Below are 20,098 nucleotides of genomic sequence, written 5' to 3'. Positions count from 1 at the left end.
GTTTTTATCACAGTTTTTATTGTACTACTCACCTTTTATTCATACATTTGGCTCAATAACTTATTAATATAATCTAATTCATAAGACCATGACAACACGCAGAGACTTCATTCGGCAAGCCACTTTATTAGGCGCCGGAATGACAATGAGTCCTTTCTTTATTAATGCAACCCCTGGAAATGTTGGAGCGAACGACAAAATTCATGTCGGCCTGATCGGCTGTAACGGGATGGGATTTGAAGATTTGAAAGCATTCCTCCGCAATCCGGAAGTAGAATGTATCGCACTGTCGGACATAGACGAAAGCGTACTGAATAAGCGGGCTGCCGAGACCGAAAAGATTACCGGGAAAAAAGTAAAAAACCTCTACAAAGATTGGCGCAAACTGATTGATAACAAAGATATCGATGTCGTGATCGTCGGTACTCCCGACCATTGGCACTGCCTGCAAATGGTATCAGCTTGCCAGGCGGGCAAAGACGTCTATTGCGAAAAGCCGTTGGGCAACAGCATCGAAGAATGTAACATCATGATCCGTGCCGCCGAAAAATACAATCGCGTCGTACAAGTCGGCCAATGGCAACGCAGCGACCCGCATTGGCAAGATGCCATGGCTTTCGTACATGGCGGACAGTTGGGAAAGATCCGTACCGTACGTGTATTCTCTTATCAGGGCTGGTGTCCTTCCATCCCGGTTAAGCCGGACGAAGCTGTCCCGGCCGGAGTAGACTACGATATGTGGTTAGGCCCGGCACCTAAACGTCCTTTCAACGGCAACCGTTTCCACTTTACGTTCCGCTGGTTCTGGGATTATGCAGGCGGTCTGATGACGGACTGGGGCGTGCACCTGCTTGACTATGCTTTGTACGGGATGAATGTAACGGCTCCGAACTCTATCATGGCTTCGGGCGGCAAATTCGGCTACCCGGACGATGCTTGCGAAACACCTGACTTATTACAGACGATCTATACTTTTGACGACTTCACCGTTATGTGGGATCATGCAATCGGCATCGATGACGGAGCTTACGGACGTAATCACGGCCTGGGATTTGTCGGAGAGAACGGGACACTGGTCGTAGATCGCGGCGGCTGGGAAGTAATCCCCGAAAAGGTAAACGGCAAAGCCCGCATGGAAGCTGTTCCGTTGAAGAAATCGTACGGCGAAGGCGGATTGAACCTGCATGTCAAGAACCATCTGGAATGCATCAAGTCGCGCAACCGTAACTGTAATGCCAGTATCGAGATCGGCGCCCATATCGCTAAGTTCTCGCAGTTAGGGAACATCGCCTACCGTACCGGCAAAAAGCTGACCTGGGACGGCAAGAGCTTCCACGATGCAGAAGCCGACAAGTACTTATGTAAAGAGTACCGGGCTCCTTGGGAACTACCGAAAATCTGATTTTCTGACTGATAACGGCTAATGTGGAAGTAAACCAAAAAATAGTTTTGATAATCCATAACTAAATGTTTACTTTTGTAGTTATAATACAAAAAGGTAAAAGCTATGGGGAATATATTACAAGAGTTCAAACAGTTTGCCATGCGCGGAAATGTGATCGACATGGCTGTGGGTATCATTATTGGCGGCGCTTTCGGCAAGATCGTATCATCGATTGTAGGTGATCTTATTATGCCCGCCGTCGGTTTGCTAATTGGAGGCGTGAATTTCACCGATCTGAAAATCGTATTGAAACAAGCAGTAATGGAAGGCGATAAGGTTGTATCACCGGCTGTTTCCATTAATTACGGAAACTTCCTGCAGGTCACTTTCGACTTCATCATTATTGCATTTGCAATCTTTATGTTGGTAAAAGGAATCAATGCCCTGAACCGGAAGAAAGAAGAAGCACCGGCAGCTCCGGCTCCTCCACCAGCCGACGTACAGTTGTTGACAGAAATCCGGGATTTATTGAAAAAGAATCAATAACAAATATAAAGGATGTCGAAAAACGACATCCTTTTTGTTTTAAACCATTCCTAATTGTCTATATTTGCAGATATCGAAAAACGAAATTCAAACATAGACTGACATGATCAAGAAACTACTACTTCTCTTTATTCCTATATGCATATTCACATCTTGTTATACCACCAGGATGAAAAATGAATGGAAAGCCGATGATAATATGCAAAAAGTCAGAATCGGCATGACCAAAAAAGAAGTTATCTCTATAATGGGAGACACATACAAAGTGATGGAAGCCAAGCAAACGGCAGACGGTTATCAAGAAGTAATCGGATATGTAGATTTGCAAAACGGCATCTATCGTCTCCGCCTGTCAAACGGCAAGGTGGCAGAATGGGACTATATCCTTCCGCCAGCTCACAGACACAGCGAGAACACCTCGACGAGTAATTGACTAATCCGATAATATTTCCAGCCCCGTTTCCGTCATCAGAAACGTGTGCTCCCACTGCGCGGAAGGCAATTCGTCTTCCGTCACGACTGTCCAGCCGTCTTCTTCGTCGATAAAGACCTGCCACGTGCCCATATTGATCATCGGTTCGATGGTAAACACCATGCCGGGAACCAATAACATTCCGGTTCCTTTCCGGCCGAAATGGCAGACTTCCGGTTCTTCGTGAAACTCGAGTCCGACACCATGCCCGCACAAATCGCGAACGACAGAGAAACCGTTCTTCTCGGCATGACGCTGAACTGCGTTTCCTATATCACCGACAAAACCGAAAGGTTTCGCCGCCTGCATCCCCACTTCAAGGCATTCTTTTGCGACCCGCACCAACTTTTCTTTTTCAGGTGTAGTTTTACCGATGACAAACATACGGGAAGCATCCGAATAATATCCGTCCAGGATTGTAGAGACATCCACATTAATTATATCTCCCTCCTCCAATATTTCATCTTCACTGGGAATCCCATGGCAAACCACCTCATTGACTGAAGTACAAACACTTTTCGGAAATCCTTCAAAGTTGAGAGGCGCAGGAATAGCCCCATGGGAAACGGTATAATCATATACCAACTTGTCGATCTCGGCCGTAGACATCCCGGCTTTAATCTCTTTTGCCACCAGGTCGAGAACACCGGTATTCACTACGCTGCTCCGGCGGATTCCTTCTATCTGCTCTGCTGTCTTGATTAACTTACGGGAGGGAACCAGATGGCCTTTATTCTGAAAGTAAAGTACTTTTTTGTCTAACTCGGTAAGAGGCTGCCCTTTAATGATATGCCAATTGTTTTTAACTCTTCTGCTATACATAGCTTTATTCTTTTATACACACAAAGGTAACGGTTATCCGGCATTTTCCAGATACTTTTCCTTGAATATATTGAAACAAAGAATAAAGATAGAGATCAGAAGCGGACCGAAGATAATCCCCATAAACCCGAAGAGAGACAAGCCAATTATCACCCCGAATATAGTAATCAACGGATGTGTATCCGCCATCTTTTTCTGCAAGACAAAACGGATCAGATTATCCACATTCGTAACGACGATCAGCGCATAAGCCGTCAGCCCAAGCGCATTCACCCAATCGCCCGTCAACGCCATATAAAGAGCAAGCGGAAACCAGACCAACGCCGTCCCGACAACCGGAATGATCGTAGCAAAGCAAGTCAGAAAGCCGAATAGGAAAGGGCTCGGCACATTAAATATCCAATAGCCGATCAAAGCGATCACGCCCTGGATTATGGCCAACAACGGGATACCGATCGCATTGGACGTTACAATCATATTGATTTCGCTCAAGACATTCTTCTTGTTTTCGTCGCTGAAAGGCAGGATACTATACACATATTTCTCCATCTTGGCCCCGCCGATCAACATAAAATAGAGAATAAGCACCAGGACCGCCACATTGATGGCAAACCCACTGATACTTCCCATCACCGTTTGTCCGATCTTCGGCAAGATGGAAACGGCCGACATCAGGTTAGAGGTGTCGAGCACATCATACCCGGTACGCTGTTCGATCAGGCTTGCGACATGTTCGATCGACTTGACCAGTTGGGTCGGGTCCAGGTTAAAGTTTTGCAGTTTGCTCACAAACAGCCAGACGGCCAGTGATAAAGGAATCAGGAAACAAAGAACTGCCTCCAATAAGAGAAGGAAAGCGACGAAACTCCGGTTCCAGTGCTTCTTTTCCGTCAGATATAACATTTGTCTCCTCACCAGTATATAAATGGTGGAAGCCCCTAATATTCCACCCAGAAAAGGAATAAACTCGACAAAGAGAATAACACCCAATACAATAATAATTGCAATCAGGGAGACTCTCCAATACTGTTCTTTTAAGCTCATTTTGTTATTTCGATTTATTATACCTTACACCTATATAAATAACAATATGGGAGCAAGGTTGTTTATCATCTCCTTAATAAAGACTGAAGTCAGTCGGCTTGATTACAAAGCCGATTCTCAACATACTCTTGAACTTATTATATTCCAGCAGGTTTTCCCCGAACCCGTTATAATATTGCAGGAAGAAATATTGGTTCTCGTTATTGTTGAATTTATAACTCAGCTCTACCTGGGAATTGAAACTCGTCCAGGTCTTACGTTTGGTCAGGATCACGCCACAATTGAAACGGCGGTTATTGGTCCGGTAATTGGCTGCCACCTGAAAGATTCCGTTATACTTCAGCAAGTCTTTGTTGTATTTGCCGTCTACGATCGGTATCCAAGTCTTGAACTGCGCCTCCCAGTTTCGGGAAAGCGTTATGGCAACGGCAAAGGTCACTTTATTCCAGCTGCGGGAAGCGGTGCTGTCTTTCCCGTTCGACTCGTGTTCAAGCATCAGGTATCCTTTTCCTATATATTTATTATGGGAGACAATCAGATGCCCTAAGCCGATACCGGGATTAAAATTCAGGTCTTTCATCGGCAACGATTCCTGAAAGACGTTCCAAAAGGCTTTCTGGGTATATTGGATAAACAGATACGTATCGAACGGCAGCTTACTTTTTGTCAACCGCTGGGCGATGCTCAGCTGGAATTTCACATCCGAATTGGCAGCAGTCGGTTTGTGGCCGATCGTTGTACCTCCGACAAAATAGTTGTCTTTGAACAAAGTGAAGTACGGCATTTTGTCTAAAACGGCGCGGACACTATCTGCATTATATGCATTCGCCACGATCTTTTCTCCGATGGTCTCTCCTTTTTTCTCCTGTGCCGACACCCGGCATACCATCACGGACAGAAGCAGGAGCATAACGATTTTTTTCATAAAATGCATCAAGTTTACTTATCAATAAAGATATACGCAAATATAGGCGAATCTTTTAAATAGAACCAATTGCAGAACGGTTAGTTCATTTTTTCTATCTTTGCGTCTATGGAAAAGATATACAACTATTATAAAGAGACTGTCACGGCTTATACGCGCAGAGCTGAAAACCTGAAAAGAAAAATACACTTGCTCGGAAGCATCCGGCTGTTGTTGGTAGCCGGACTGATCGCGATGATCTGGCTTTTCAAGTCGGAAGACTGGAAGGTGCTGGCAGGTATCGTGGTGGTGTTCATGATCCCCTTCATTGCTTTGATGGTATGGCACACCCGGTTGTTTGCCCGGAAATGTTATGCGGAAGCGCTGGCACAGCTTTGCCGGAACGAGCTGAACGGGTTGGACTACGATTTCAGCGCTTTCGACGGGGCACCGGAAAAAAGTTCGGCCGAGCATTCGTTCAGCCTCGACCTGGATTTGTTCGGAGACCATTCCCTCTTTCAGTCCATTAACCGCACGGTGACTTATATCGGAAAAGAGAAGCTGGCCGACTGGTTTATCCACCCGCTGACCGACAAAGCGATGATCTTAAAACGACAGGACGCCATACGCGAGTTAGAGGCATACACGCAGCTGCGCCAACATTTCTATGTGACAGGCATCCTGCAACCGGGAAACAAAAACGACCAACGGTTGGTTTCCCTACTCAGCAACGAGGCCCCAAGTTTTATCAACAGTATCCTTTGGAAGGTATTGGTCTGGCTGATCCCGGCGATCTGGGTAGTCGTGATTGCCGGCTGTGTGTTAAACCTGCTCCCCGCCTCTGCCGCCGGAATACTTTTCGGAGCCTCGTTTGTCATCTCTTATCTGAATGCCGTACAGATCACAAAGCTACATAATTCGTTGGACAAGACCGAGCAAATCCTCCATACCTATTCCGACCTGATCAAGAGCATCGAAAAAGAAAACTTCCGGTCTTCCGAATTGACAGATATCTACAAACAGTTTGTCAATGACGGACAGACAGCCTCATCAGTCATCAAAAAACTTTCCAAACATATCGGCGCACTCAACCAACGTTTCAGTGCGATCGGCGTCATTCTGAATATCCTCACCCTGCGTGATACCCGTATGGCTATGAAATTAGAAAAGTGGAAACTGGCACACGGGCACGACACGGAACGCTGGTTCGAGGCGTTAGGGCTGTTCGACGCTTACTGCTCGTTAGGCGGTTTTGCCTTCAATCACCCGGGATATATCTATCCGGAAATAGCCGACACATACTTCAAGATGGAAGGGAAAGCGCTCGGACATCCGCTCCTGCGCCGGGATGTCTGCGTAAAGAATGACATCGACATCGAGAAAAGTCCCTGGTTCCTGATCATCACAGGGGCGAATATGGCGGGAAAAAGTACATACCTGCGCACGGTCGGAGTCAACTACCTGCTGAGCTGCATTGGCGCTCCGGTCTGTGCCGGTTCGCTTACCGTATATCCGGCCCAGATGGTAACCAGCCTGCGCACCTCGGACTCGCTCGTAAGCAACGAATCTTATTTCTTTGCCGAACTGAAACGGTTGAAGATGATAATCGACCGCCTGCAACAGGGCGAAAAGCTTTTCATCATCCTGGATGAAATCCTGAAAGGAACCAATTCGATCGACAAGCAGAAAGGCTCGTTAGCCTTGATGAAACAGTTGGTCGCAAACCAGGCTTGCGGCATCATCGCCACGCATGACCTGGCTTTAGGGGAACTGGAAAAAGAATTTCCAAACCAGATCAAAAATTATCGTTTCGAGGCTGACATCACAAATGAAGAACTGACCTTCTCCTATCAGCTCCGCGAAGGTATCGCACAAAATATGAATGCTTGTTTTCTGATGAAGAAGATGGGAATCACAGTCTAACAAAAACAAAATAACGACAATTATGCCAGATCATCAGATTACTACAAATCGCATCAAACAAGTAAAACATCAACTGTTGTGCCTCCTCTGCATGTTTTTGTTTGCCAATACATGCATGACAGCACAAGATGCCAACCTGCAAGCGGACTCGTTGAAGAACCTTCTGCATTCGCAACAAGGGAAAGAACGTTACCGTATTTACCAGCAATTAGACAGCGCCTACATCCAACTGGACGACTTCGACACACGCATGACCAATTTCAATGAATGGGTAGAGTATGCACATTCCCAGAAAGACATCGAACAGGAGAGCAACGCCCGGATGGTTCGTATGGCAGCCTATACGAATGCGAATCGCTTGAAGGACACGAAGACCCCGACATGGGATGAAGACCTTGCGTTCTGGCGCGAACATGAATTATGGGATAAATATGCATCGGTCAACGTGACCTACTTGCAGAACCTGTTGTTAGTCGGAAAAATGGACGAAGCGCTGAATGTGGCGCAAGAGCAATACGAGTTCTTCAAAAAGAAAGATCTGAACTACGGCATAGGCGCAATGGCGCATATCATCGGGACAATTTACTATTACCAGGAACGGACGGAAGAATGCATCGATTTCCTGCGGGAATCGGTACAAAGGCTCAAGAAAGAAAAGACATCCGTCCAGATACTGGAAGGCTACCGCACATTAAGCCTGATACTCGCCATCGGAGGACATACGGAAGAGGCTGAAAAATGGCTGAACGAATGGCGCGAAGTCCTCGAAGCAAACTTCAAGGATAATGTCGGCGCATGGTTCAACTATAACATAAACGCCGCCTATGTACACATGCACATGGGAGATTACGGAAAGGCGGAGGAATACATCCGCAAATGCGAACAGATGAGCCCCCAGCTGGGAGATGCGGTCCTGTCGAAATACCTCACCTATTCGGCATGGAGCCAACTATACCAACTACAGAAAGATTACCCCAACGCTATAAAAGCCCTGGACTCCACCCGGGTTTACGTCGAAAACAGCGCCGTCACCCTCGAAGGCTACCTGCGGGAAAGAGCCGAACTGGCCTGGACCGGCGGCCTGCACGACATATCGTCGGAAGCATGGCGGGAGTTGTACTTTCACAACGACTCCATCCAAAAAACAAAGATTGCCGCCCAAGTAGACGAACTCCGTACACAATATGAAGTGGACAAGTTTAAGGCCGAGAAGAAGCGGAACCGCAACTACTTCCTCTTTGCCCTCGGCGGCTGTATCCTGCTATTCCTTCTTCTGGGAGGCACCGTTTATTACAACCGGATGATCACCAAAAAGAACCGGGGGCTGTACAGGCAGATCAAAGCGCAGGACCGCCTGGCGGAGGAACTGGAACAGATGAGGCGCCATTACGAAGCGTTGTCATTATCACAGCCTCCTACCTTGGTAGAAACAGAAGAAATAAATGATAAAACGGTTCCTCTGCTTCCCGGCAACCAGCAGCAACGGGAACTGGTCGCACGCTTGCACGAATATCTGCTTCGCGACCAAAACTTCACGAAAATAGATATAAACCGGGAGAGTCTTCTCTCCGCCTTATCGACCAACAAGAATGCCCTCACCGAAGCCGTCAAAGCGGTTACGGGGAAAAAGCCGATGGAGTATATCCGCGAGATGCAATTGGAAGAAGCCCGCCGAATGCTGGATAAACATCCGGAACTGACAGTCGAGGCCGTCGCCCTGGATTGCGGTTTCAACACGGCCCATACCTTCTACCGCCTGTTCCGAAAGCAGTACGACATCAGTCCGGCGGAGTACCGGAAGATGGCGGGGACGTTAGAGGTTTAACACGGTTTTAGATAGTTTTAACCAGGAAGGCTGTTTCATTCGTGAGACAGCCTTTTCCTTTATTCGTAAAATTACTCTTCCGCAGGACAATTTGGACCAACCGCAGGACAAAGTGACATATCCTTCTCCCTCTCCTCATCTACTTTTACAGACGACATCCGAGGTCTAATCAATTAAAAGTAGATTAATATGAAGAAAGAAGTTACTATTTTATCTCTCCGTCCACACAACCGATGGCTGATATACCTTTTTATTCTGGCAGCCCTGCTGTGTAGCGGTGTAAACAAAATCTCCGCACAAGATCCGACACACGGTAGCGAAATTTATGTGTTCTTTAAAAAGGCAAACAGAGGCACGCTGCTTTACACAGACGTAAATGGTCACTCTCCCGGAGGCTGGATTCCTGTTAAATTACGGGCGAAGAGCGGGACTTCCAAGTATGGAGAATCCCTCTTCCTCAAGACGACGGACGAACCAGAAAAGGGAAACTGTATCCTTTCCTTGAAGAAGTCTTATGATGACCTGAATAAAATCACCTTCCTGTGTGCCCAATTTGAAAGCAAAGATGATCTCAACAGCTTTCTCGACAAGAAACGCCCCTGGAAAGATCTCAAAAAATATAAAGGGGCGTTTATTTCTTTTCATTTGGTCAAGGAGTCTATTTCAACGATAGATGTGGATAAATACGGGCAAAGCGACAACAAAGCAAATTACCAATCATTAGCAATGGCCAGTGACTTAAACGGTCATTACTTTGTTATAGAAGAAATGCCCTATCAGTCAAATGCCCTGAAGGTAAAATCCAGGTTTGAGTATAAAACCATACTCAAGCCAGACAATGGTGGCGAGCTAATGTACGGAGTCGACAACAAAACAGAATCGAACACCGTTCATATAACCTATATCAACCAGGCCGCTTATCCCATATACGTAACAGCTTTCCAACCGGTTTTAACCTATTTCTTCAGCGGCAAAAATCAACAATCATATCAAGATCAATATAATGGATATCCCGTATCGAGCGATGAGATTTGGTCAATAGGCGGAGATTTTACTTTGGGATCAGAGCCGCCTTATGCAGGAAAAAGCACCTCATTCAGAGTTTTACCAAACGACTCGCTCTCATTGGACTGGCCGGTCAATATGTTTTATCCTTCATTCAGCGAAACTAACCGCGGCCTGACACTTGCCCTCCAGACACCAACGGCCAACTTAACCTCGTCGGTAAGCCAGGTTTGGGAAAAGCTACCGGCCAGTTGCAGTAAAACTGAAGAATATACGCTACCGGGAGCAGAAGATATGCTCCGGTTCTACGGAGCATTTCCAGAGGCACTGCCTGCCTCTGGAGACCAAAAGATCTATCTCCTATTAAGTAATACCGAGAAGTTCTCGAAAGTTGAACTTTATAACGATGAGTATGAAAAGATAGGAACAGAAATAACCACACTTTCCACACCCGGTGACTTAGGCTATTGTTTCGACCTTTCCACCTTATTAGAGGATCAACCGTTAGGAAAATACCAGCTACACTGCATCGGAAAAAACGGCGAAACATTCAAACATAATTTTACTGTAGAGAAGAATGTGGAGACTATAGATCCGGACAAAATCGTCACGCAACTGGTGGTCGTGCAGGAGGATGGCAAGTATTTGTCTGTAAGCCGTTACGAACCGCCTCTCCACGGTTCAAGCAAGACGCTGATGAAAATAACCGGTTTTATGGAGAAAGATAAAAACAGTACGGATGACAAAATCATATATAACATCAACGAAAATGCGTTGATCAACGGTGTCATGCAGCTGAAGAACGACAAGGTTAATTCAAGCACGCCTTCTCCGCTCGCTACGCTGACCTGGGATCAAAAAGCCGAAACCGTCAAGTTCATAACACTCAGTAATAGCAACGGGACAGTGATCACGAACTTATATGCTTACGGACAGAAAGTATTCAGCTCCAGTTCAGGCGAAAAGAATCAGATTCGCATCGAAATGGACAGCAATATCAATTACAGAAACACGTATGCAGATGCAGACGACAAAAGGACGCCTATCCTGATACAAGGAGGCGTCGCGAACCAGGGAGTGGGTATTGGCGACGTCACAATATCCGACACCGGAACGCCCAGGCTCTACCTCGACGGCTTCTCGCTGAACGGGAAAGCCAAAGCCGACTGTTTCCTGCCTTCCAACATCCTGGATGCAGAGCTGAATGTGGAAGAATCCTTATTCGGTGAATACGGTTTCATGGGGGCACGCGGTTCCCTGCTGAACGGGACACTCGGCCTGCACCTGTTCGAACAGATCGGATTCAAGGCGCAAGCCGATGTGAATTTCGACATGCTCCCCCTGAGCAAAAACCGGTATTTCAATATCGACGGCTCCTTCAATCTCTATCGGCTCTTCGAGGCAAAAGGAGGATTAGAATGCAAGCCGGTAGACGACCGATACAACCAGCAAGGACATACCAGCGATTTGCCTTTCGATTTGTGGTTGCCCACCAGTTTCAAGGTCGGGTATGAAGGCCCGATAGGTGTCTGCGACCTGAAGCTCTTAATCGATGTCAAAAACCTTGACAACACCAGTTCCAGAAACTACCTGACCAACCCGCCCACCATGGAGTTGAGGGGGACTTTAGGACTCGGTAAGGGGCCTATCAATGTGGCCGGGACTGGTATACTGAATGCAACCCATGTCGGGATGACGGATGCCAGTCTGGATATATTCATTCCTCTCCTGACAGACATGGAAGGGATGTGTTCGTGGGGAGGTACAACCTATAACAAAAAGACAATCCCCTGGTTCGAGGTATCCGGCAAGGGCAAGTTGGACGTAGGTGGAATCGGAGTCCTGACGGGAGATGCCGGCGCACGCCTCCGTGTCGACCTCGCGAAAAGCCGTAAAGGCAAGGACTATATAATGAATAAGATAGAGAATCCGGGCAACGTGTCACTTACGGAAGTCAGCGAAATTCTTTATGATGTAATGGATGTGGATTATTGGGGCAAAATCAAGCTGGCCATCCCCATAGACCTGCCGTTTGCAGGCCTCGAGGCTGAAGCCGGAATAAGCGGTAACAAAGATTATATCCGGGCTGATGCCAGCATCAAAGCGTATATCGATTTCGCATTCCTTAGTGGTAGCATCGATGCCTACGCATGGATACAATATAAATACTCAACGCCCCAAGCCCTGACAGCAGGCGCCGGTTTGCGTTCCGGGAAAGACGTAGAGGCCGGTATGCCGATCTACGGCTACGAATATATCTTGCCGCAACCCTCCCGGTTGAGAAGCACGGATACAGGCAATAACCGTCCGATCACCTTTACATCCAATATCATCCCGGTGCAGAAGCGCAAACAGAGTTCCTTCCTGCGCGCTTTCGGGGATGGTTATAAAGCTTCGGCAACCGAACCGCTTAGTGTAGATGAGAACCGTATTATCCTGCGCGTACGCTCGAAAAGCAATCAGACAGGACTGAAGGTTACGACGCCGATGAAAGATGAAAATGACGCATTATACAGCCAGGATTTCGCAGCCAACGACCTGCAATGGCACCAGGCGCTCGATGCAGACGGAAAGGCACTTGACTATTACGAGGTAAGCCTCCCGTTAAATAAAAGCGCAGAAGATAATATGAACTTTGCAGGAGACTGGAAGGTGGAAGCAATGAATGCCGATGGTACTGAACTCGACGGTAACGGAAAGATTGAAATGCAGATATTTGTCGCACAGGAGACGGAAAAGATTCACGATGTCAAGCTGACTAATCAAACAACAGTCAACCTTTCAGCCGACAATATCGATAGTGACTCTAACTACCGCCTGCTGTATGCATTGGTAGAAGACACGGTTAATCAGACGAACTTACAACCGATCGATACAATTCAGATACAGGGCAGCATAAGTGACTATACTATAAATCCCCAAAGCGAAGCCTTCAAGACCGTGAACGGCAAATACTATGTGCAAGTCACGCTCGAAAAATTTGTAGATCAGGCAAAGATTGAAGGAAGCAACGAAACTTACGACCTATACGAACCGGTCAGCAAAGCCTTCAGCAAGGAACAATACTCCTATACCAATCCGAATAATCCGGGAGAAGCGACCGCCGTAACAGGAAAAGCAGCCGGCAGTGGAATAGCACAAATAACCTGGCAAAGCAGTTCCAATGAAAAGACAGACGGCTACATCGTGACCTTCACGGATGAAGCCGGGAAGAGTTCTACCTTTACAGCAAACAAGGATGCCAGTGAACTCCGTGTTCGTGCCGGCAGACCCGAATCTAACAATGACAACAACTCATCCGCAGTGCTGGAAACCAACAAAAAGTATGCAGTCACCGTGAAGCCTTTCCACCAACTCGACTCCATTACAAACATATTCGGAAAAGCCGGTTCGGTCAATGATTCGCTGATGATACCCGATCCCGAGTTTTTCACTTTATATGCACTCCCGACAAAGTTTTACCTGGAGAAGGAGAATAAAGAGCAGGTACCGGTAATAACGAACGGATTACTGCTGGATGCAACTCCCGCATCCATTGCCGGTACTGTCATCTATGCGCAGAGCAGCGATAAGTTAATACTAAATTGTCAAAGCAGCATCAACTCCGGTTCAGCCAACATGGAATTCAGGCATTCGGTAGATGGAGTAACTTATGATAAGATAACACCGACCTCATCAGGAACCGAGTTCACTGTAGAGATGACGCCGCTCGATAAAGACACGACATACTATGCGCAGGCCCTGTTCTATAATAACAATAGCGACACGACCCTCTATGAGTTCCGCATAAAAATAGACAACGTTCCGCCGATTCTGATGCTTACGAGCCTCGAACGCGACGGCACGTCGAAAGACAATGTCCGGTTCATCCTCTCGGGAACGACTGAAGCCGGGGCAGACCTCTTCCTCAACGGACATGACATCACCCCGCAGCTCACAGCCAAAGGCTTCTCCCTGGATGTTACAGACTCCCTTGTGCTCAATTTCAAAGCGATCGACAAGGCAGGCAATATAACAATCGGGAAGTATCTTGTAAGCTCAGACTTCACATCCGGCAAAGATCAAACCAAATCGGTCAAACTCCTCACACCGGGCGGTTATACGACTTTCAGGTTAAATAAAGACGGAAAAGCGGATGTTAAACTTCTTGCACGGATCATCGACCAGAAAGACGAGCAGACGGAGATCACCGATCCCAATGCCATCACATGGGACATCAATTATGACAAACACAAGATGGCCTCACTCAAGAAGGAAACCGACAGTACCGCTCTCGCCTCCTTTAGCAAAGGAATTTTACCCTATGGTGAAGGTGCCGGAGATGTAACCTTGATGGTCCATTATAAGAAACTCTTAGGAGATGTTGCCATCCTTCATGTAAGATCATACGAAGAGCCGGTTGTTCCGGATGCAATAATCTCGAAGGCTGAAGATTATTTGACGCTCCAATTCAGCGAACCCGAAAAGCCTTGGGAAGAACAACAAAAACTGCGCTCCGATTCGCCAGAAAGAACAGTGCAATACTCCACCGATCAAACGAACTGGACAAACATAAACAGCACTGCCGTTTCATGGCCCAATGAGGGCGGAAGCGTACAGGTTGACCTGAAAAAAGCGAATCTCCAGAGCGAACAAGGCATAGGCTACTTCCGTATCAACTTCCCGGACGCCGACGGCACAAGCAACATTCTCGGCGTCATGCTGGACGAGCTGCCCGACGGCGCGCCGCAGGAGGTGAATGTGACTTTCACGATCGACGGCCTCCCGCCTTTCACCCAGTCCACCACCTGTTTGACACCTGTCGCAGAGCCCGCAGAGCCGGTACGCAGCGGATACACCTTCGACGGTTGGTACACAGACGCGTCGTTTACCGAAATATGGGATTTCAAGAACATAGTGCCCCAAGACATGACACTCTATGGCAAATGGACGAGCGATTCGCCTTCCGGGCCATCCACTCCTACCGGAAACGAAAAGGTGGAGCAGACATCCATACGCGCCGTAGCCATGTCAAACGGAATCCTTGTCAGCGGCCTGACACTGGGAAAAGTATTAACCGTCTATTCCGCCACAGGCCAACGGCTCTACCAGGCAAAGGTGACTACCACCGAACAGCTGATCCCGCTTTTGCAAGACAACATGTATATTCTTGTTCACAATGAAGAGCACCTCAAAGTCCTCAAATAATCAAGACGAGGATGTGTCAAAACAGCCTTGTTCCCGCGCTTGACGCGGGATCGCATTAAAACCGACCGTATAAACAACTGATTGATAAGGCCTGTTCTTTTGCGGCCCCGCGTCAAGCGCGGGGACAAGGGACTTTTGACATATCCCCCACGGCCATTGTGGGTGTAAACATAATCGGTTCGCTATAGCCCGAAGTAGCCCGAACGGTTAAGCCTTGATCTTCTGGTTACTTTTGGATCAAGCCAAAAACAACAACCAAGTCAGCATTTTACAGGCTCATTATTTCTTAGATTTAGACCTTCTGTAAATTAAGAAATTTACAATAACCCTCATTTCGGACGTTTTTCTATTTCGTCCGAAAATCTGATCCTTTTTAGATTGACTCTTTTCACGGTTTAAGCTCCCCTTTCTGACAATAGAAAAAACGAGGTGCGCAATCCGTTTCGAAAAGCGTGCAATTTGATTGGCAAAAACCGGAAACGCCGACAAAGTGATAAAGCTTAACTCCCGGAGAATCGAATATTTGAAAACAAAACGGACGGCGTCCCAAATATCTCAAGGAAATTCAGGTGCTTTTTTGCCCTGAAAACGGTCCTCTTTCCAATTAGGACGGTCATAATCGCCATTACGACCGTCCTAATCTTCGCGAGGTGCCGAGTGCACTACACATTAGCACGGTCGTAATGGCAAAGAGGACGGTCGCAATGGCGGAAAACACTCAAAAAAGAGAGAAAAGTCCCTTTTTGAGGTCAAAAAAGCGGATTAACATTTGTTTAATTTCGGATGCCTTTTGAATCTAAAAAAATGCGTTTTATACAATAAGTCAATGATAAAATGACAACTTACAATATCATTTTTCAGCACGTTTACAAATCAAATTTATAACCCAATGAAAAATAAAAAGTCCTGTTTTGAAATCCCTCCACATTTTTGTAAGCGCTTGTCAGCCCCAGCAAATACCTGAAATCAAAAAGAAATCCGTTTTTGAATTCATATCCGGCCCCAAAAGCAAGGCTGAAATCGAATGGTTGCTTTTCGCCCATCAGCTTCTGCTGCTGTACCACTTCACCGACCCGCAACCTTCTTTTAAGTAGAAAACCGATCTGTGGTCCGAGCTGAAGATTAAGACCCGTCTTATGCGTAAATTTGGCTAAAAAAGGAATTTCCAAATAATGAAGGGCGATATCCATATCCATCGGATCATCCCCCATGTTAATCCAAATAAGATCCTTCTCCTTATAGCCCTGTTTCATGTACAACAACTCGGCTTGCAGGCTGAAAAAACGGTTAAACCGATACTGCGTGAGAAAACCTCCGTTTATACCAAAGCAATGCGAAGGATTCTCGATATCATCCGGATAGTTTACGGAAGATGTATTCAAACCTATTTTCCCTCCAACAGACCACTGCGCAGACATAGGAGCAGCCAACATAAGAACCAAGGCAAACAATAATACTTTTTTCATGTTCATACACTTTCTATTTTAATCATTCATACCCTTTAATAACGAAGCGATGAACAAATATATTATCGACACAAAATTTCTTTTTTTAAATAAGATTACTTCTTCGTCCTATACTTCTCAATCTCCGGTAAATGCTGCTTGATCTCGTTGATACGCGTGGCATCGCTGGGGTGCGTGCTCATAAATTCGGGGGTGGAGCCGGAACTTCCGGCGGACATCTTCTGCCAGAAAGTGACGGCGACTTCCGGGTTATAACCGGCCATTGCCATAAAGACTAATCCCATGTAATCGGCTTCCGATTCGTGCTTGCGGGAGAAAGGCAGCATAACGCCGTATTGTGCACCTAAGCCATAGACTGTATTTCCTACCTGCTGGACAGCGGCCGATTTATTGCTCAACGCCTGCCCCAATATCTGGGCGCCGTATTGTGCCATCAACTGCTGGCTCATGCGTTCGTTGCTATGTTTGGCAACGGCATGCGCCACTTCATGACCGATTACGACAGCCAGTTCGTCGTCCGACGAAACCAACTGCATCAGCCCTTCATAGACGACAATTTTACCACCGGGCATACAAAAAGCGTTCACCTGCGGGTCTTTCACCAAGTTAAACTCCCAGGAGAAATTCTTGATTTCACTCTCCAACCCATTATTTTTCAGATATTGTTCGGTAGCGGCGGCAATCTTCTTGCCGACACGCGTCACCATAGCCGCCCCGTCTTTGGAGGACGATTTGGCAGCCGACTTCATATAATCGGAATATTGGGTCAGACTGGACGACAACACTTCCTGATCCGAAACAAGCAACACCTGCTTTCTTCCGGTCAGTGGAACACTACCGCAACTACTTAACAATAACAGCATTGCGACAAATAAACCTGTAATCTTTTTCATCTCTTATCTTTTGTTTCTAAGTGTTTGCAAAAATATGATTTCTCTTTTATTAATAAACAATTCACAAGAGCTTTTTACCCAACGAATAAAGAATATAAAGATTTATGCAAAAAAAGAGCGGATATTTGCATATTTATTCAATCATACTGTTTATATTTGCAGTCTTGTTGCATAAATATACAAGTATGAGTACAAAAAAAGAACGATTGGATGCCATCTGCCGCATTATACAGACAGAGAAAATAGGTAATCAGGAGGAGCTGCTTAAACAATTGGAGAATAGCGGATTCCAGGTTACCCAAGCAACACTGTCGCGCGACATCAAGCAGCTGAAAGTTGTCAAGGTACACGACGGAAACGGGAATTATGTATATCGCCTGCCTGATTATTCAGCGCTTATGCAACCCGCGAAAGAGCAAACGCAGCATCATCCCAACATCGAGTTTTCGGGAAACTTAGCAGTAGTCAAGACCCGTCCGGGATATGCAATGGGGATCGCCTCCGACATCGACACGCATGCGCCTCACGAAATATTGGGGACAATCGCCGGCGACGACACCATCCTGATCATTCCTCGCGAAGGGATCAGCCGGGATAAAATAGTTAACGCCTTATCGCATTTCATATAACGTAGAGACACACGGCCGTGTGTCTCTACTACGGCCGCGTGTCTCCACAACAAGAAGATAAAAGAACAAACATAAAATGGAACAACAAAGAAAAATTGATGTGATGATTGCTGAAGCTTGCCACGAGGAATATGTCGACATAATCCTCGAAACGATCGAGGCCGCTGCCAAAGTGCGCGGAACCGGTATCGCCAAGCGTACGCACGAATATGTTGCACAGAAGATGAAGGAAGGAAAAGCCGTCATCGCGCTCGAAGGTAACAAATTTGCTGGTTTCAGTTATATCGAATCATGGGGTAACAAACAATACGTGACCACTTCCGGTCTGATTGTACACCCGGACTTCCGGGGCTTGGGCATTGCCAAGAGGATTAAGGAAATGACCTTCCAACTGGCACGTATGCGGTGGCCCCACGCGAAGGTTTTCAGTCTGACATCCGGCGCCGCAGTGATGAAAATGAACACGGAGTTAGGATACGTTCCGGTTACCTTTGCCGACTTGACGGACGACGAATCATTCTGGAGAGGTTGCGAAGGATGTGTCAACCACGATGTCCTCGAAAGGACCAACCGGCGATATTGCATCTGTACAGGTATGCTCTTCGATCCGGACGATCCTCACCGGGCGGAAAGGGAAGCGAGAGAGAGGAATTTATAATAATGGGCTAATTGTTCAATGTGCCAATGTGCCAATTGAAAGAGGGCTCGATAAACAGGAATAATAACATTAATATATAGAATAATGAAGAAGAAAGTAGTAGTCGCATTCAGCGGAGGATTGGATACATCTTTTACTGTTATGTATCTGGCTAAAGAAAAGGGTTATGAAGTGTATGCAGCTTGTGCCAACACAGGCGGTTTCAGCGAAGAACAACTGAAGCAGAATGAAGAAAACGCCTACAAGTTGGGCGCAACCAAATATGTGACTATCGATGTTACAAAAGAATATTATGAAAAGAGCCTGAAATATATGATCTTCGGAAACGTACTGCGTAACGGCACGTATCCGATCTCCGTCAGCTCGGAACGTATCTTCCAGGCATTGGCAATCGCCCGCTATGCAAATGAGATTGGTGCGGATGCTATCGCCCACGGTTCTACCGGCGCAGGAAACGACCAGATCCGTTTCGACATGACGTTCCTGGTACTGGCTCCGAACGTAGAGATCATCACGCTGACACGCGACATGGCCCTGACGCGCGACTACGAAATCAACTACCTGAAAGAACATGGTTTCGAAGCGGATTTCACCAAGTTGAAGTATTCTTATAACGTAGGCTTGTGGGGAACATCCATCTGTGGCGGCGAAATCCTCGACTCGACACAGGGTTTACCCGAAAGCGCTTACCTGAAACAAGTCGAAAAAACCGGTAGCGAAGAACTTCGCATCGAGTTTAAGAATGGTGAGATTTATGCCGTGAACGGTGAAGTTTTCGAAGACAAGATCGCTGCCATCCAGAAGGTGGAAGAGATCGGAGCTGCATACGGCATCGGCCGCGACATGCACGTGGGAGACACCATCATCGGTATCAAGGGACGTGTCGGATTTGAAGCTGCCGCTCCCATGCTGATCATCGGCGCACACCGTTTCCTCGAAAAATATACGCTGAGCAAATGGCAGCAGTACTGGAAAGACCAGGTTGCCAACTGGTACGGAATGTTCCTCCACGAAAGCCAGTACCTCGAACCGGTTATGCGCGACATCGAAGCCATGTTGCAGGAATCGCAGCGTAACGTAAACGGAACAGCCATCCTGGAACTTCGCCCGCTCTCCTTCTCGACCGTCGGTGTCGACTCGAAAGACGACCTGGTAAAGACCAAGTTCGGCGAATACGGCGAAATGCAAAAGGGCTGGACTGCCGAAGATGCAAAAGGATTCATCAAGGTAACTTCCACTCCGCTGCGTGTTTATTATAATAACCATAAAATATAATTAATCAATGTGCCAATATGCCAATGTGCCAATTAATGGATACATTCGCATTCTTAATTGGCACA

At 46.8% G+C, this 20,098-nt stretch carries 14 protein-coding genes; 9 read left to right on the top strand and 5 right to left on the bottom strand.

What is annotated here, in order from left to right; genetic code table 11:
• The first annotated feature begins 88 nt into the window (after window positions 1–88).
• From DWU89_RS01485 to DWU89_RS01475, 3 genes are all read left to right on the top strand, one after another.
• Window positions 89–1,402 (top strand): Gfo/Idh/MocA family protein, encoded by a 1,314-nt coding sequence (locus tag DWU89_RS01485; protein WP_115497925.1) that lies wholly within the window; start codon window positions 89–91, stop codon window positions 1,400–1,402.
• 105 nt (window positions 1,403–1,507) lie between these two features.
• Window positions 1,508–1,930 (top strand): large-conductance mechanosensitive channel protein MscL, encoded by a 423-nt coding sequence (gene mscL, locus DWU89_RS01480; RefSeq protein ID WP_115497924.1) that lies wholly within the window; start codon window positions 1,508–1,510, stop codon window positions 1,928–1,930.
• 199 nt (window positions 1,931–2,129) lie between these two features.
• Complete coding sequence (locus tag DWU89_RS01475) at window positions 2,130–2,363, top strand: hypothetical protein (RefSeq protein ID WP_158543305.1); 234 nt, start codon at window positions 2,130–2,132, stop codon at window positions 2,361–2,363.
• On the opposite strand, the gene map is transcribed toward DWU89_RS01475, so the two are convergent.
• The 3 genes from map to DWU89_RS01460 all read right to left on the bottom strand — a co-directional run bounded on the left by map (window position 2,364) and on the right by DWU89_RS01460 (window position 5,202).
• Window positions 2,364–3,224, bottom strand: a complete 861-nt coding sequence (map, locus tag DWU89_RS01470; protein ID WP_115497922.1) for a type I methionyl aminopeptidase — start codon at window positions 3,222–3,224, stop codon at window positions 2,364–2,366.
• A 33-nt stretch (window positions 3,225–3,257) separates the two neighbouring features.
• Complete coding sequence (locus tag DWU89_RS01465; protein ID WP_115497921.1) at window positions 3,258–4,268, bottom strand: AI-2E family transporter; 1,011 nt, start codon at window positions 4,266–4,268, stop codon at window positions 3,258–3,260.
• A 73-nt stretch (window positions 4,269–4,341) separates the two neighbouring features.
• Window positions 4,342–5,202, bottom strand: a complete 861-nt coding sequence (locus DWU89_RS01460; protein WP_115497920.1) for a phospholipase A — start codon at window positions 5,200–5,202, stop codon at window positions 4,342–4,344.
• A 99-nt stretch (window positions 5,203–5,301) separates the two neighbouring features.
• Between DWU89_RS01460 and DWU89_RS01455 the strand changes: the two genes are divergently transcribed.
• The 3 genes from DWU89_RS01455 to DWU89_RS01445 all read left to right on the top strand — a co-directional run bounded on the left by DWU89_RS01455 (window position 5,302) and on the right by DWU89_RS01445 (window position 15,112).
• The gene (locus DWU89_RS01455; RefSeq protein WP_115497919.1) at window positions 5,302–7,095 is read left to right on the top strand and encodes a MutS-related protein; all 1,794 of its coding nucleotides are present in this window, start codon (window positions 5,302–5,304) and stop codon (window positions 7,093–7,095) included.
• A 115-nt stretch (window positions 7,096–7,210) separates the two neighbouring features.
• Window positions 7,211–8,920 carry an AraC family transcriptional regulator gene (locus tag DWU89_RS01450; RefSeq protein WP_158543303.1) on the top strand — a complete coding sequence of 570 codons (1,710 nt, stop codon included), beginning with the start codon at window positions 7,211–7,213 and terminating at the stop codon, window positions 8,918–8,920.
• 189 nt (window positions 8,921–9,109) lie between these two features.
• Window positions 9,110–15,112 (top strand): InlB B-repeat-containing protein, encoded by a 6,003-nt coding sequence (locus DWU89_RS01445; RefSeq protein WP_115497917.1) that lies wholly within the window; start codon window positions 9,110–9,112, stop codon window positions 15,110–15,112.
• An 866-nt stretch (window positions 15,113–15,978) separates the two neighbouring features.
• Here DWU89_RS01445 and DWU89_RS01440 read toward each other — a convergent pair.
• Window positions 15,979–16,578 (bottom strand): porin family protein, encoded by a 600-nt coding sequence (locus DWU89_RS01440; RefSeq protein ID WP_158543301.1) that lies wholly within the window; start codon window positions 16,576–16,578, stop codon window positions 15,979–15,981.
• Window positions 16,579–16,673: 95 nt separating this feature from the next.
• Window positions 16,674–17,471, bottom strand: coding sequence for a M48 family metallopeptidase (locus tag DWU89_RS01435; protein WP_115497915.1), 798 nt, complete (start codon window positions 17,469–17,471; stop codon window positions 16,674–16,676).
• Window positions 17,472–17,656: 185 nt separating this feature from the next.
• Between DWU89_RS01435 and argR the strand changes: the two genes are divergently transcribed.
• From argR to DWU89_RS01420, 3 genes are all read left to right on the top strand, one after another.
• Complete coding sequence (gene argR, locus DWU89_RS01430) at window positions 17,657–18,100, top strand: arginine repressor (RefSeq protein WP_115497959.1); 444 nt, start codon at window positions 17,657–17,659, stop codon at window positions 18,098–18,100.
• Window positions 18,101–18,176: 76 nt separating this feature from the next.
• Window positions 18,177–18,758, top strand: coding sequence for a GNAT family N-acetyltransferase (locus DWU89_RS01425; RefSeq protein WP_115497914.1), 582 nt, complete (start codon window positions 18,177–18,179; stop codon window positions 18,756–18,758).
• A gap of 84 nt (window positions 18,759–18,842) precedes the next feature.
• A complete protein-coding gene (locus DWU89_RS01420; RefSeq protein ID WP_115497913.1) occupies window positions 18,843–20,033 on the top strand; it encodes an argininosuccinate synthase in 1,191 nt (396 codons plus the stop codon).
• Window positions 20,034–20,098: the final 65 nt, after the last annotated feature.

The organism is Parabacteroides acidifaciens, from assembly GCF_003363715.1.
Taxonomy (GTDB): Bacteria; Bacteroidota; Bacteroidia; order Bacteroidales; family Tannerellaceae; genus Parabacteroides; species Parabacteroides acidifaciens.
This window is presented reverse-complemented; position numbering and strand designations above follow the sequence as displayed.

Bases quoted from the DNA above. Each gene is read 5' to 3' on its own strand.
- DWU89_RS01485 (WP_115497925.1), top strand. From the start codon at position 89: ATGACAACACGCAGAGACTTCATTCGGCAAGCCACTTTATTAGGCGCC.
- mscL (WP_115497924.1), top strand. From the start codon at position 1,508: ATGGGGAATATATTACAAGAGTTCAAACAGTTTGCCATGCGCGGAAAT.
- DWU89_RS01475 (WP_158543305.1), top strand. From the start codon at position 2,130: ATGCAAAAAGTCAGAATCGGCATGACCAAAAAAGAAGTTATCTCTATA.
- map (WP_115497922.1), bottom strand. From the start codon at position 3,224: ATGTATAGCAGAAGAGTTAAAAACAATTGGCATATCATTAAAGGGCAG.
- DWU89_RS01465 (WP_115497921.1), bottom strand. From the start codon at position 4,268: ATGAGCTTAAAAGAACAGTATTGGAGAGTCTCCCTGATTGCAATTATT.
- DWU89_RS01460 (WP_115497920.1), bottom strand. From the start codon at position 5,202: ATGCATTTTATGAAAAAAATCGTTATGCTCCTGCTTCTGTCCGTGATG.
- DWU89_RS01455 (WP_115497919.1), top strand. From the start codon at position 5,302: ATGGAAAAGATATACAACTATTATAAAGAGACTGTCACGGCTTATACG.
- DWU89_RS01450 (WP_158543303.1), top strand. From the start codon at position 7,211: ATGACAGCACAAGATGCCAACCTGCAAGCGGACTCGTTGAAGAACCTT.
- DWU89_RS01445 (WP_115497917.1), top strand. From the start codon at position 9,110: ATGAAGAAAGAAGTTACTATTTTATCTCTCCGTCCACACAACCGATGG.
- DWU89_RS01440 (WP_158543301.1), bottom strand. From the start codon at position 16,578: ATGAAAAAAGTATTATTGTTTGCCTTGGTTCTTATGTTGGCTGCTCCT.
- DWU89_RS01435 (WP_115497915.1), bottom strand. From the start codon at position 17,471: ATGAAAAAGATTACAGGTTTATTTGTCGCAATGCTGTTATTGTTAAGT.
- argR (WP_115497959.1), top strand. From the start codon at position 17,657: ATGAGTACAAAAAAAGAACGATTGGATGCCATCTGCCGCATTATACAG.
- DWU89_RS01425 (WP_115497914.1), top strand. From the start codon at position 18,177: ATGGAACAACAAAGAAAAATTGATGTGATGATTGCTGAAGCTTGCCAC.
- DWU89_RS01420 (WP_115497913.1), top strand. From the start codon at position 18,843: ATGAAGAAGAAAGTAGTAGTCGCATTCAGCGGAGGATTGGATACATCT.